The sequence below is a fragment of the Turicibacter sanguinis genome (assembly GCF_013046825.1).
Taxonomy (GTDB): Bacteria; Bacillota_I; Bacilli_A; order MOL361; family Turicibacteraceae; genus Turicibacter; species Turicibacter sanguinis.
The window spans coordinates 270,384-284,691 of the sequence record NZ_CP053187.1; the positions used below are offsets into that span (position 1 = coordinate 270,384).

Here is a 14,308-nt window from a genome sequence, read left to right on the forward strand (position 1 = left end):
AGTCATTGCTTTATCGCACAAATTTAGATGCTTGATAATATAAAAACTTTCCTCTAAACCCAAGAGGCTTTAATAATTGTTTTTGAACCGACTGTAGTTTCGGTTCTTTTTTTATACCTTCTGCTAAGTATAAGGCGAAAAGACCATCGTTAATCGTCTGATGAAACTTAACCTCTGGTAAAGCTTTAACACTTCTTTGAGCACTCTGATACGTTTTTAAAAGGGTGTCTATTCCTTCTTCATATGTATCATAGTAGGAGAAGAAATTGAGTTCTCCGTCTCGGATATCTTCATTTAAATCGATCAAATAATCCATCATGATGTGTAATTGTTGAACGTATGGAAAACTACAATTGAAAATCACCTCAGGACGAACGTTGTATTTTGACTGATTCATTGCATAAGCAACCATCGTAAAAATCCCAAGTGTTGAGCCACAAGCCGCACTAAATTCATACCAAGTTAGATCCCCTCTTAATCTCTTTTGTGTCGCAACAAGTTGTTTAAGCTTGATTTCACGCTCATTGACATGTAGGTGTTTGTAAACTTGTAAATCAACATAAAGAGCAGCTAATTTAGTTAACCAAGCTGCATATAGGTCATAGTGAGGAATTTGATGCAAACATTTGCGACACATTCGAACGAGTCCAATAAGATATCCTCCATCGAGTTGTTGCGTTTGATATTGATAATAATTTAGTGTTGGTTCACTTATTTTAAACACATCTATCAAGGCTTGATGTAATCGTCTAAAGTTCGTTTCATTAATGAGTTTCGTTTGATCGACGAGGTTATCAAGATAATCACAGATTGTCTGATAGGCAGTCATAAATTTTAAATATTCAAATTGAGATTCAGTTGAAACTAAAGAGGCATAAAAAGAAGCCCCATAACAATGAAATGCTTTACTCTCTAAACTAGCCAGTGCCTCTTTTTTTAAGGTTGGATCGGTAATCTGTTCCGCCTGTTTTTTATAAAATTCTAATAGTTGTTTCGTCTTGGGTTGATAGCTTTTAAAAAATCTTGAAATCAAGATTGGATAGATCATCTAACTCACCTCACCATCAAAAATGATTCTTTCTATATAAATAAACGTGATTTTTGTATTTTAAAATCAATTCCGTACTCTAGCTTTTGGATCCAAAGAGATTTCAGGTTCAAAAGCAAAAGTTTTCCAAGTTTGAAAAACTAATCTAGACTTATATAGTTTAGGACGATTGCTAACATTTCAAACAAGAAAATTAGACATTTTCTTAAAACCTTCATTATATTTTACATATTCTGATGTTTCCTTACAAAAGACTACAGTTTCAACTCTTCCAATTCAAACTCAATCGTTTCACTTCAAATGGGTAATCGGTTACAAGATTGTTTGAAATCGCTTATATTTATACTTTTTTTTACATGTAGATGCTATAATGAGACGTATAAATGGAGACAAGGAGGAATAGTAATGGCGCAACCAGCAAAAGAGGGAAGCAAATTAAAACAATTACTCGATATTCTAAAAAATCAAATAAACAATGTATCAGTTTATAATTATGTGGTTCCAGATTTATGGAATGCATGGAATTATGATGGGGACGAAGTGGTGCGCACAAGTTGGGGGGAAATTATGGTTAATCCATATAATTTCTATAGTCGCGTCATTGAATCATATATCTTACCAAAAGCTGAAGAAGGCGTTAATTATAATCAATCATTAAGCCAATTACATCATTCTTTCGTAGATAAACCAGGATATTTAGGTGGAGATTGGATTAAAAAAGCAACTGTTTATTCGATGATGGTTCGTACTTCAACATCATGGGATCATGATCGCAGTGGTGATTTAGAAAGTCAAAACATTTATGGATTAAAAGAGACAGGTACATTCGTTAAATCATTAGCCCTTTTACCACTACTTAAAAAAATGGGTGTTAATACAGTTTATATGTTACCTATTTCAAAATTCTCTTTAAAAGATAAAAAAGGTGAACTGGGTTCTCCTTATGGGGTATGTAACTTCTTTGAACTAGATCCTAGTTTAAAAGATCCAATGACAGGTTCAAATATGACAGTCGAAGAAGAATTCCAAGCTTTCGTTGAAGCTTGCCATATCTTAGATATGAAAGTCATGATTGATATTATTCCACGTACTAACTCGGTTGAAAGTGACTTAATTGTTGAACATCCAGATTGGTTCTATTGGGTATACACGGATACATTCCATGAGTATTATCCACCTTACGTACCAGGTCTTGGAGATACGTTAACACCAAAACCAGAATTTTTACCATATGTTTATCAATCAGAACAAGTATGGAATCATATTCGCAAATTCTCATACGCTCCAAATATAATCGATTCAGAGAAATGGGATCGTTTAGTTGAAGAATACAAACAAACAGAAGGTGCTTCTATTTTAGACCTAGTTAAACGTGACTTCGGATTAACAGTGGCTCCAGCCTTCTCAGATCATATCAATGACGTTCAACCACCATGGACTGATGTTACATTCTTCCGTATGTATATGGATCATCCAGTTGAAAGTCAAAAATATTTAGGTGGTGCAAATCCTGCTCCATACATTTTATTCGATACAATCAAATCAAACCTTTATAAAGGAAATGTGATTAATGAAGGCTTATGGGCAACATTATCAAACGTGATTCCATTCTATCAACAACAATACGGAATTGATGGAGCACGTATCGATATGGGACATGCTTTACCATCAGAACTTGTTGATCGTATTATTTCAAATGCTCGTGCAAATGATAAAGACTTCTGCTTCATTGCTGAAGAATTACAAGATGAAAATGCTTGGACATCTCGTAACATCGGTTATAACATGATCATCGGTTACGGATTCTACCAAGAACCACGTGTCAGAGAACACCGTACTCATAACTTTATGTATGAATCTCGTCACTTACCTTGCCCAGTATTCGCAGGTGGTGAAACACATGATACTCCACGTCTTGCAGCACGCGAAGGTGGACGTACATTATCTAAAATGTTAACGATTATGAATATGTTTATGCCGAATGGAGTTCCTTTTATCAACTCTGGTCAAGAGGTTTATGAAACACAACCTATGAACACTGGACTCGATTGTCGTGATAATGAGCAATACATGTTACCAGCAGGAGACCGTTACTTCGGTAAATTAGCCTTATTTGATAAATTTGCACTTCATTACTTAAATCATATGCGTTGGGATATTCCTGATACATTAGACGCTATCTCAAAAATCCGTAATGAGCATTTAGAAACCTTCACTAATGTTGAAAACTTCATTGGACTTGGATTTGATCGTCTGTCTGATCCTGCTATTGGATTCGGTTATATCGAAGACGGAAAACGTGGACACTTCAACAATAATCTTTTCATTATTGTCGCTAGTACAAACATGTACTCTCCAATCGATGTAACCGTTCATATTGAAGATTTACGTTATCAATCAGGTAACAACTGGTTAACAGGACGTTTACTGTATTCAACACATGAATGGGGACGCGAAGTTCATGAATTTGATTTAAATGGAAATTTAAGAGTTCATTTACAACCAGGTGAAGTTAAAATTATCAAACTATAAGAATCATGCTATAATTAAAGGTAACATCAACAGATGTTACCTTTTTTATATGGAGGAGTATGAAGTGAAAATCTTAAAAAATATTCTGGGCTATAGTGCTGGAATTTTGCTCTTAGGGGCTGCCATGGTTCTTCCGATTCTTGGACTGTTATGGTTTTCTGGTATCAAATATAATTCTATCTGGGCATTATTTTCTTATTTAGCTCTTATTATGTTATTAAGCTTTCCAATCGAAGCTCTCGAAAAATTTGTAACCCATGCACTCAGTACTGGACTGAATCTCTCAAAACAAAATATGATGCGTTTGGATCGTACACTTGATTTCTTGACATCACTTTGGATCATTCATTTTGTAGATGAATGGATGCCTCATGTGGTTATTTCAACAACTGGAGAAATTATTTTTGCGGTGTTATTGATTTTATTTACGATTTTTTTGGAGAAGAAAAACAAGGAATTAGACGAATCATTGAATGAATAATCCTCCTAATAAGGAATATACTAGTTATATACCATATATAGGTAAATAATGATAGCGTTTTACTTTATTTTGGTGTATAATAATAGTAGATTAGGAAGTTCCTATCGAAAGGAGGATACAGCATGTATCGTAATATCTTAGTGGCCGTTGATGATAGTGAAAAGTCAAAATTAGCCCTCAACTCTGCTATACATTCTGCTGTTGTATTTAATTCAAAATTGACGATTTGTCATATTAAAAAAAATACCATTATCTATACTCCAATTGATCCAACTGGAATGTTATCAACCACTCATATTTTCAAACAAGATTTCTCAAATTACATGGATGAAGAATTAGAGAAATACAAAGAAATGGCTTTGAATCAAGGCGTTAAAGAGGTTGAGATTGTCCAAACGTATAGTTCATCACCAGGGCTTGCAATTGCTGAAGTTATTGCTCCGGGATATGAGGTAGACTTAATTGTATGTGGAGCAAGTAATAAATCTGGATTTGACCGTTTCTTACTTGGAAGCGTCTCATTCGATATTGTAAAGCATGCAAAATGCGATGTTAACATCATTCGTAATCACGAAAAATAATAAATAAAAAGATGCCATTTCTAACTAGAGGCATCTTTTTTATTTTTCATCTCTTGTTTTCTTAAATTCCCATCGTCATTTTATCATCATTTATACCATCTATTCTGTTATAACAGGACGTATTAATGCCTATCAATCAACCGGTAACAACTATCTAAGCATAAGTTATGTTAATCCACTCTACTAGGCTACAATACTCATCCAAAAAAATATAATATCTTTGAAAACCTTAAATGATTGGCATTGAAGGTGTTTTTCTTCTCTTTTAAATACATAGCTCATTAAAGAAAAAGACGTTAGGCCTACCACCTAACGTCTTTTGTTTATCCTTGATAATTAACTAAAGCTAAGAATGATTGAGGATCAAGTGATGCTCCACCAACTAATGCTCCATCAATATGTTCTTGAGCCATTAACTCTTTAATATTTGATGGATTAACTGATCCACCATATTGAATGCGTACAGCTTCAGAAACTTCTGTTCCATATACTCGTTCAACAACTGAGCGAATATAACCAATGGTTTCATTTGCTTGTGCAGCTGTTGCAGTACGCCCCGTTCCAATAGCCCAAATTGGTTCATAAGCAATGATAACATTTTTTACTTGTTCTGGCGTTAATCCTTCTAAAGCTTTCACCGTTTGAGTATCGACAACTTCATTTGTTGTCCCACCTTCACGGTCCGCTAAAGATTCACCGACACACACAATCGGAATTAAATGATTCGCGAAAGCAGCATGAACTTTTTTATTAACTGTTTCATCTGTCTCATTAAACATTTCACGGCGCTCGCTGTGACCAAGCACAACATAAGAGACACCAATTCCTTTTAACATATCCGGAGCAACTTCACCTGTATAAGCACCATTTTCTTCAAAGTGCATATTTTGTGCTCCAATACGAAGTGCATTTCCTTGACGTTTCACTAAACAACGTAAATATGGAAATGGTGCACAAATAACTGATTCAACAGTTTCTGATGATACAACGTTATCTTTAACCGCATAAATAAACTGTAACGCCTCATCTCGTGTTTTATTCATTTTCCAGTTTCCAGCAATAATTGGTTTTCTCATTTTTCTCCACCTCTAAGTTATCATGATTTCTATTATTCAACAGAAGAGGTCGTTCCCTCAACTTTCTCCTCTGCCTTCTTCTTATTTTTTGATTTTGATCTAAATAACCCCGTTGTGTTAAAGACTAACTCAACAACAACAATCGCAATCACTAACATAACTAATCCATAGAATTTCGATGAAACAGTATATAAAATAGCTGTTAACGAGAATAATAAAGCAATTCCATATAACACTAAAACACTTTTAACATGCCCTAAATTACGATCTAGTAATTGATGATGAACATGTCCACGGTCTGGTGCAAACGGTGATTGACCATTTAATGTACGTCTAATAATGGCCCATAGCGTATCGAAAATTGGAATCGATAAAACGATAATTGGAACAATGAATGAGACGAATGCTGCATTTTTATATCCAAGTAAAGAAAAGACAGAAACTGAGAATCCTAAAAATAATGATCCTGTATCTCCCATAAACACTTTAGCTGGATGGAAATTATGCACTAAGAATCCAAGAGTTGATCCTAGTAATAAACAACACATCGTTGCAACAAAAAGTTCTCCTTGAAAAGCTGCTAAAAACGCCATGGTTCCAAATGAAATCGCAGAAATTCCAGAAGACAACCCATCTAATCCATCAATCAAGTTAATCGAGTTGGTCACCCCAACAATCCAAACAACTGTGACGATTCCGCCTAACCAGCCTAAATCAATAACAGGAATAAACGGCAAGTAGATTTTATCAATCATAAAATGACCGTATGAGACCATAATGAGTGCTGCAACTAGTTGAGCCAATGCTTTCGGTTTAGCTGGAAGTTCAAACATATCATCGAGCATTCCTGTGACGATAATGACAAATGAGGCAATAAAGTAGGCATCAATAAATGCAATCTCACTCGCATCCAGTGCCTTTCCCTTTACATTGAATACCATGTATCCAATTAAAAAGGCAATGTAAATAGCGAGTCCTCCCATTCGTGGCATCACTTTACTGTGAACTTTTCGTTGATTTGGTTGGTCAACTGCATTCGTAAAATGAGCCAATTTAATCACATACGGCGTAATTACTACCGCTAAAATAAAGCAAAAGCTTATGACTAATAGGTAAATCATAATGACACCTCAATATTTAATTTTTTCTGTTATTATACCACAAATTTCATCTGTTTAGAATAATAGCTCAAAAAAGAACTTCACAAACCCTTAAAATTTCAAATAAAATCCACATATTATCCATGTATAACCAAAAATAAAAGGTAGTATAAACTCTACCCTTTATCGTTTAATTTGGTCTTCAATACGCCCTAGTTCATCTGTTACTTCCATGAACTCTTCGAGGAAGATACTTAAAATATCTTCAAATCCCGCTTCAGCTTTTAAAGCAGATTCTAATTCACGACTATATTCGTATAACTCATCTGCTCCTAGTTGTGCGGATAACCCTTTAATCGTATGAACCGTTCGAATAGCATCTTCTAAGTTCGATTCAATCAACTGAGGTAGATGTTCTACAATCATATAGAAATGTTTTCTAAAATTATGAGCGATGCGTAAATATAACCTAACGTTTCCTGCAATGCGTTCTAAAGCATATGAAATATTTAAAGACATTGATAACTCAATTAACTGTTCTGCTTTAATTGGTTTAACATCGAATGGTTTAGGGTTGATAACACTATAAACACCACTTGATAACGTATAGTGGTCTACCGGTTTTGGAACATATGCATCTACTCCATGACGTAAAATGAAATCTAACTCAAAACGATCACTAACTCCCGTTAATAAAATAACTTTAGCATCCGGATTAATGAGCTTAATCGCTTTAAAAGCTTCCACGCCACTTAAACCAGGCATGATAACATCGAGCAAGATACAATCATATTGATTTGCTGCTTTAGCATAATGTTTAACGGCTTGTTTTGGATCTGAAAAAGCAACCACACTATATCCAAAACTCTCAAGTAACGCCTCCGTAATTTCAAGATTTGATAGTTCATCATCAATTAATAAAATCTTCCCCGCACCCCGTGGAATAGATTCTTCGTTAATGACTTCTTCAATTCCATGATTGATTGGAAGATACAGTGTAAATGTTGTTCCTTTCCCAACGACTGACTCTAATGTAAGTGCTCCATTATGTGAGCGAATCGCATCGACAACTCCTGCAAGTCCCATTCCGGTTCCTTTTCCTACTTCTTTTGTTGTAAAGAATGGTTTGAAGATTTTATGTTGTAAACGTTCTTCAATTCCACAACCGGTATCTGTGATTTTTAAAATAGCATAGTCATTAGGCGTAATATTTGTATTCAAAAGATTTCCAGGAATGCTCTCCATTTGAGCATGTGTTAAAACTAATTCAATTCTCCCCTGACCTTTAATAGCATCTCGAGCGTTAATACATAAATTTAAAATCGCATTATTAAGCTGCGAAGAATCCCCTAAAATAAAATATTCATCTGGTTCAATTTGTAAATCGATACAAATTCGACGATCAATCGTATGTTTTAACATATTAACTGTATCTTTTACGATGGGAACTAAATCGATATTCATTCGTTTACTTTCCGGTTTATGTGAAAAAGCTAATAGCTGACGCGTTAATTCAGTTGAATGACGAACTGATCGCTCAATCCCATCCATATAACGAAGCAATGTTTCATCTTCTGTCATCGTTTTCATGAGCGCTACATAACCTAAAATCCCATTTAACTGATTATTAAAGTCGTGACTAACCCCACTAGTTAATTGACCAAGTGCCTGTAATTTTTCTAACTGCCCATCGATGACATCATGGCGCTTTTTATTGGTGACATCAATAATCATCCCCTGAACAACTAACACTTTGTCATCATCAAACACTTTTGCACATTTTATCATTAACGTTTCCCATGGCTCATGTTTATGACGAAGTAATAAATCCTGAGTCAGAATAACCTCTGGACTCAATAAAAAACTTTCAATGATTTCATTGATTGATTCATTTTCAAATAAACTTTGAGATTTAGAATGACGATTTGAATGCCCCTCAACATCTAAAAGTTGTTTCACTTTTTCCGTTACGTACCAAGTATTTTCATTCACTTTATATTCAAAAAAACCGCAAGCCAACTCTAATAAATTAGTATACCACGAGGGACTCCCCACTGTATCAACTTCATCATAAATTTTAACTAACCTATCCATTTCAATAATTCTCATAAAATCACCTGTTAAGTTCTAACAGAAACCCCACTTTCTACTTAAAGATTTCGATACTAATAGGTATCCCCAATACCATTTAAGTATATACATTCTTTTTCAAATTATTTCCTTTTATATCACTCCTATTATAAAGGTTTTCATAAATAGATTCAATGAATTCGCTAATTTAAATGTAGAAATACTTGGAATGTCGTAAATATCATGTTAAAAACATATTTTTTTATTCAAGAAATTTAAACAATTAAAATCCCGTTTATCTGTTGAAGCAAGAGAAATCGAATCTTTCATTATTGTCACATGACACAAATTTAAAGAAAATTTTATGGTAATTCATATCTTCTATTGTCTTTTTTAGAATAGATTTCTAAATAATTCAAAAAATATATAGACAAAAAATGAAAATAGGTGACGATATGTTCAAATTTATCCGAAGTAAACTATCTTATTTGAAGAACCCCTCACTTTATCAATATAAACCCGCTCATTCAAGTACTAACGCTGAACTACTTTCAAAGAATTTAACTGAAACGCTCCAAAGATTAAAAGAAAAATATCATGATTCGGCTGATTTAGTTATAAAAGAGACGACGATTAAAGGACGAAAGATTGCATTTATTACAATAGAATCTATGGTCGATATGACTCAGCTATCTGAAATGGTTCTAGCCCCAATGATGAACTTAGAATTAAACGACATAAAAAAAACAAATCTAAGTTCATTTATTAAAGATCACCTCGCGATGGGAGTTGATATTAAGGAGATTTCAACTTATGAGGAAATCTTTCATATGATTATGTCCGGATCAGTCACCATTCTAATTGATGGATATCAAGAAGCCATTGCATTCTCTATGGTCGGCTATGCATTTAGATCCCCCGATGAACCGTCAGGTGAAACTAATATACGCGGTTCTAGGGAGGGATTTTGTGAAGTCATTCGAATTAACATGACAATGGTTAGACGACGATTAAAATCTAATCATTTAAAATTTGAATTACTACAAGTCGGAAAAAAGAGCAACACAGATGTTTGTCTGATGTATTTAACCGATAAAGCAGATCCTGAATTATTAGCTTATATTAAGGATAGGCTAAATAAAATCAATTTAGACGTTATTCTGGATACAGGTTACCTGATTCCCTTTTTAGAAGGTAAACCCTTTTCAATCTTTTCAGACATCGGTACAACCGAAAGACCAGATTTTGTTTGTTCTAAACTTTCAGAAGGAAGAATTGTGCTTCTAGTAGATGGGTCACCCTTCGCTATTTTCTTACCTTTCTTTTTTTCTGATCATTTTCAAAATCTTGACGATTATACGACTCAACCTGTTTACGTATCATTTCTACGTATCATTAAATATATTGCCTTTATCCTCACTACCTTACTACCTGGGCTCTATGTTGCACTTGGAAATCATCATCCCGAACTACTACCTGAAATCTTACTCTACAGAATTGCTACTTCAGAGCAAACAACTGCTTTTCCTTTAATCTATCAAGCTTTAATCATTGCCTTAATCTACGAGATTATGCGTGAAGCTGGACTGCGTCTACCTCGGCCAGTTGGGACCGCAGTTAGTATTATTGGTGCTTTGGTAATAGGTGATGCTGCTGTTCAAGCTGGACTTGTCGGTACACCAATGGTCATGATTATTGCACTAACAGCCATTTCAGAATTTGTTATCCCTTCATTACATGTTCCATCCTCTTTTTTAAGAATGACTTTTATTTTATTAGGAGCTGCTCTTGGTTTATACGGGATTGCACTCGGTATATGCGGACTATTCATCAATTTATGCGCTCTCCATAATACAGGTTATTCTTATATGACTCCATTAAGTCCATTAAAATTTAAAGCCCTAAAAGATACAATATTGAGGTTTAGTCTTAAGCACACGAATTCTTCGATGGATAATGTTAACCATTCATCTAATGAAGACTAAAGATAAGGATGATATCCATGAAAAAACCATTGAGTACCGCCCAATTAGTCATATTATTATTCTTCTGTCGACACTACTCACTTTTAACCTATACCAATAGTGAACAAGCACTAGAAGCCAGTTTATACGCCATTGTAATAGCTGATATAATCAACCTACTATTTTTAATTCCTGTATTTTTATTGTTAAAAAAAAATCATTCACGTAACCTTATGGCAATCGCTCAAGATATTTCTCCATTTTTAAATAAGCTGATTTATCTTGTACTTTTTGTCTTTTTTATTCTCACTACCTTTATTTCATTAACCGAGTTTGGAACCTTTATGACAACTACTATTTTTCCAACTACTAGTTCGGCAATTATTCTGTTTAGCATGTTAATTTTTTGCATGTATGCTGCCATAAATGGACTAGAAACAATCGCCAAAACAGCTTCACTCCTTTTACCCATGATTATTATAGGGATTCTTCTTATTACCTTCTTTTCCATGTCTAATATTGATTTTGATAATTTTAGACCCATTTTAGAAAATCCAATCTTAACCATCATAAAACGTGCATGGACCATCTCAATTAGAAATATCGAATTAGTTGCGCTTATTTATTTACTGCCGTTTTTTAATGGAAGTAATAAAAAAGTGGTTGGTGGATTCTTAGGATCTTACACCGTGTCACACGCACTCTTAATCTTCATGACAATTGCTGTTCTTGGCGAATACGCCTATGTCCAACAATATCCCTCCTACTCTATTGCAACTGTCGCTAAATTTTCAATTTTCCAAAGACTTGATTCCTTATATATGGGGATTTGGGTCTTTACCGGATTTATTAGAATCTCTTTAAATCTGTGGTTATCTATCCATCTCTTAAAATATTTAGTTCCTGCTAAATATCATAAATTTCTTCTTTTAATGACTTCAATCATTTTATTTATTGTCAGCCTATATCGTAATTATTTCTTTAATATTTCATTAGCAGAATCTATTTTTCTTATTCATACGGTCCTATTTATCACTTGTCTCATCTTTTTCCCTCTACTATTGCTTATCATCCAAAAAATTTTTAAAAAGGAATCTTACTCATGATAAAAAAACTAATCTTCTCTTCTTTTATCTTCTGTTTTTTAACAGCCTGCACCAATATAAAACCTCTGAGTGAGAGATTAATTGTAGAGGTTATAGGAATAGATTATGATGCCCAAAATGGTGAATACAATTTGTCTATTCAACTATTTACACCACAGGGAAGAAGTAGTCCCACTACCATTGATCCTACTCAATCCAATACCAAACTAGTAAATGCTACAGGGGAAAGTATGTATGAAGCCTTACAAAATGCAACATTATCGATTGGTAATAGTTTCTTTTATGGAGATACACGTATTATTATTTTAGGAGAATCTGCTTCAAAAAACTGTTTCCAAGAAATCATGGATTTTTTAAGTAACTTTAGCGAAACGAGTGCTAATCTAATGATTGTCACAACTAAAGGCCCCGCTTCCGAATTATTAAAGTTAAATATCACAGAAGGGATTACTCCTGCTGTCGGGATTACTAATTTATTAAAAAACTCTCGACTTACAGGGGAAGGGATAGAACTCTCTTACCTCGAAGCGATGCAAGGATATCTTAGCAAAACCCTTTCTCCTATTTTACCAGTTGTTTCTTTAACACAAGAGAAATCTAGTAGCGAGACTGCTGTCAATGGAAGTTCTAGTGAAAAAAATGATAGTCATTCATCTTCCGAAATTTCAAATACTGCTCCAATTAAACTTGATGGCACGGCATTATTTCTCAATAAAAAATTGATTGGCTATCTTAATCAAAATGAAACAAAGGGTCTGGCTATAATTAGAAATAAGCTTGATTCAACTCATTACACGGCAAAGATAGAAAAACTTAAATATGCTAATGTATCACTCTACAACTTAAAATCAACTATTAAAGTTGAACAAGAAGGAGATCAATTTAGTTTAAAAATAATCATTAAAACCCAAGGAGATATCAAAGCCTTTACGTTTGCCGATAACGTAAATAGCTTAAATGATGACGATATCCGGCAATTAGAAAAAGAAATTGAAAATCAAATTAAATTTGACTGTGAGCAAACCATCACCAAGTCAATGAAAGAATTTAATGTTGATTTATTTAGGATAGGTGATAAAGTTTGGAAAAAAGATGCTAAAGCATATCCAAAAATTAGAGATAACTATGCTGATTTTATAAAAAACTTAGATGTCACACTCGATATCCATGTGAATATTAATCGAATTGGATTAGAAAATATCTTAAAATAATGAAATTTAAATCGTTACTCAAACAAGATAAAAATCATTGATAGATAGGACAGCATTTCCTAATGATCTAGTCTTATTGCTATATCATATCTTCATTTTCTTTAGGACTAAAAAAGGCACTGATTAGTGCTTTTTTTAATCCGTTAAAATCACTTTTATAAAAACTTGGAAGACATGTTAAGACTATTAGGCATATGCTATAAGTGAATTAGTTTGAATTTTTATGAAAAGAGGGGATGAGCGTGAAAGAGAGTCAATTAAAACAATTTCGTTCAAAATTAAATAAGACCGTAGAAGAAATTCCTGAATCTACACCCGAAGAAGAAATGACCCATCAACTGATTGAAGCCTTATCAGATAAAATCGATGATATGAATTTATTTATTTCACAAACACAAGCACTGCTTTCCCAATCATCCCTTCAAAATAAATCTGATGTTCGCTCTTGTTCAACTGAATCCTCTACGTCTAACGGTAACTCTAACACCTCTACTTCATCTGATGCCTCTTCAAATCAGACTGCTTCATCTTGTGATTGTTCAACTAATACGACTTCGGCTAGTACTAATTCAGCTAATACGACTTCATCCAATGATACTGATGAGCGAATTGGAATTGTAGGCAGTGGCATTGGAGGAACAGCAGGTTCAAAAAAAATAAGCCCTGATACTTTTCTTTTAGGATCTAGTAATTATGAATACTACTCACCAGATAAAACAAACTATCTCTATGGATTTACCAACTCTGAATTTTTTGCTTTTATTGGGGCATTAGACCCTATTGAATATATTCTTGTCATTACTGTCATTTCTATTTTAATCGCAACTCAATTAAATACTAATGAGCAACAACTTGTGGGAGGTGCCTTAATCGACATTGGAGTCACCATTGGGAATATTGTCGAACAAACCCTATTCCAACAAGCGCGTCAAAATGAAATCAATACTAAAAAACGTCAAGCGGCCTTTCAAACCGATATCAGTAATATTTACAACAGCCTTGTCACCTTACAAGAAGAAATTAATGCCTTAAGAGATGAGCTTAATCTAGATTAATTGACCTGCAAAAGCACTCCGTCCTTTTGCTTTTTTAAAAAAGTCATTGACTCTCCACTTACTATACAGTTTACAATAAAACAT

General features: G+C 33.9%; 11 protein-coding genes. 7 read left to right on the top strand and 4 right to left on the bottom strand.

All coding sequences use genetic code 11. The annotated features are described in order from the left end of the window. Nucleotides 1-10 precede the first annotated feature (10 nt). The gene (locus HLK68_RS01500; RefSeq protein WP_129821483.1) at nucleotides 11-1,048 is read right to left on the bottom strand and encodes a DUF2600 family protein; all 1,038 of its coding nucleotides are present in this window, start codon (nucleotides 1,046-1,048) and stop codon (nucleotides 11-13) included. 405 nt (nucleotides 1,049-1,453) lie between these two features. Between HLK68_RS01500 and HLK68_RS01505 the strand changes: the two genes are divergently transcribed. The 3 genes from HLK68_RS01505 (at nucleotide 1,454) to HLK68_RS01515 (ending at nucleotide 4,642) form a co-directional block, all read left to right on the top strand. Beyond that, nucleotides 1,454-3,580, top strand: a complete 2,127-nt coding sequence (locus HLK68_RS01505; protein WP_006783421.1) for an alpha-amylase family protein — start codon at nucleotides 1,454-1,456, stop codon at nucleotides 3,578-3,580. Between the two features lie 64 nt (nucleotides 3,581-3,644). Next, nucleotides 3,645-4,061 carry a YrvL family regulatory protein gene (locus HLK68_RS01510; RefSeq protein WP_006783422.1) on the top strand — a complete coding sequence of 139 codons (417 nt, stop codon included), beginning with the start codon at nucleotides 3,645-3,647 and terminating at the stop codon, nucleotides 4,059-4,061. Between the two features lie 122 nt (nucleotides 4,062-4,183). Further along, nucleotides 4,184-4,642 carry a universal stress protein gene (locus tag HLK68_RS01515; protein WP_006783423.1) on the top strand — a complete coding sequence of 153 codons (459 nt, stop codon included), beginning with the start codon at nucleotides 4,184-4,186 and terminating at the stop codon, nucleotides 4,640-4,642. Nucleotides 4,643-4,965: 323 nt separating this feature from the next. Here HLK68_RS01515 and tpiA read toward each other — a convergent pair whose 3' ends face one another. The 3 genes from tpiA to HLK68_RS01530 form a co-directional block, all read right to left on the bottom strand. After that, nucleotides 4,966-5,718, bottom strand: a complete 753-nt coding sequence (tpiA, locus tag HLK68_RS01520) for a triose-phosphate isomerase (RefSeq protein ID WP_006783424.1) — start codon at nucleotides 5,716-5,718, stop codon at nucleotides 4,966-4,968. A gap of 32 nt (nucleotides 5,719-5,750) precedes the next feature. Beyond that, nucleotides 5,751-6,839 carry a glycosyltransferase family 4 protein gene (locus HLK68_RS01525; protein ID WP_006783425.1) on the bottom strand — a complete coding sequence of 363 codons (1,089 nt, stop codon included), beginning with the start codon at nucleotides 6,837-6,839 and terminating at the stop codon, nucleotides 5,751-5,753. A gap of 162 nt (nucleotides 6,840-7,001) precedes the next feature. Continuing rightward, nucleotides 7,002-8,927: a response regulator gene (locus HLK68_RS01530; protein WP_006783426.1), complete on the bottom strand. Its 1,926-nt coding sequence runs from the start codon at nucleotides 8,925-8,927 to the stop codon at nucleotides 7,002-7,004. A gap of 416 nt (nucleotides 8,928-9,343) precedes the next feature. On the opposite strand from HLK68_RS01530, the gene HLK68_RS01535 reads away from it, so the two are divergent. From HLK68_RS01535 to HLK68_RS01550, 4 genes are all read left to right on the top strand, one after another. Continuing rightward, entirely contained in the window at nucleotides 9,344-10,873 is a 1,530-nt protein-coding gene (locus tag HLK68_RS01535; protein WP_006783427.1) for a spore germination protein, read from the top strand. 17 nt (nucleotides 10,874-10,890) lie between these two features. After that, nucleotides 10,891-11,958, top strand: coding sequence for a GerAB/ArcD/ProY family transporter (locus tag HLK68_RS01540; RefSeq protein ID WP_009606822.1), 1,068 nt, complete (start codon nucleotides 10,891-10,893; stop codon nucleotides 11,956-11,958). Beyond that, complete coding sequence (locus HLK68_RS01545) at nucleotides 11,955-13,169, top strand: Ger(x)C family spore germination protein (protein WP_132942876.1); 1,215 nt, start codon at nucleotides 11,955-11,957, stop codon at nucleotides 13,167-13,169. Before HLK68_RS01540 ends, HLK68_RS01545 begins: the two co-directional genes overlap by 4 nt. A gap of 236 nt (nucleotides 13,170-13,405) precedes the next feature. Further along, nucleotides 13,406-14,224, top strand: coding sequence for a hypothetical protein (locus HLK68_RS01550; RefSeq protein WP_155062087.1), 819 nt, complete (start codon nucleotides 13,406-13,408; stop codon nucleotides 14,222-14,224). Nucleotides 14,225-14,308 lie beyond the last annotated feature (84 nt).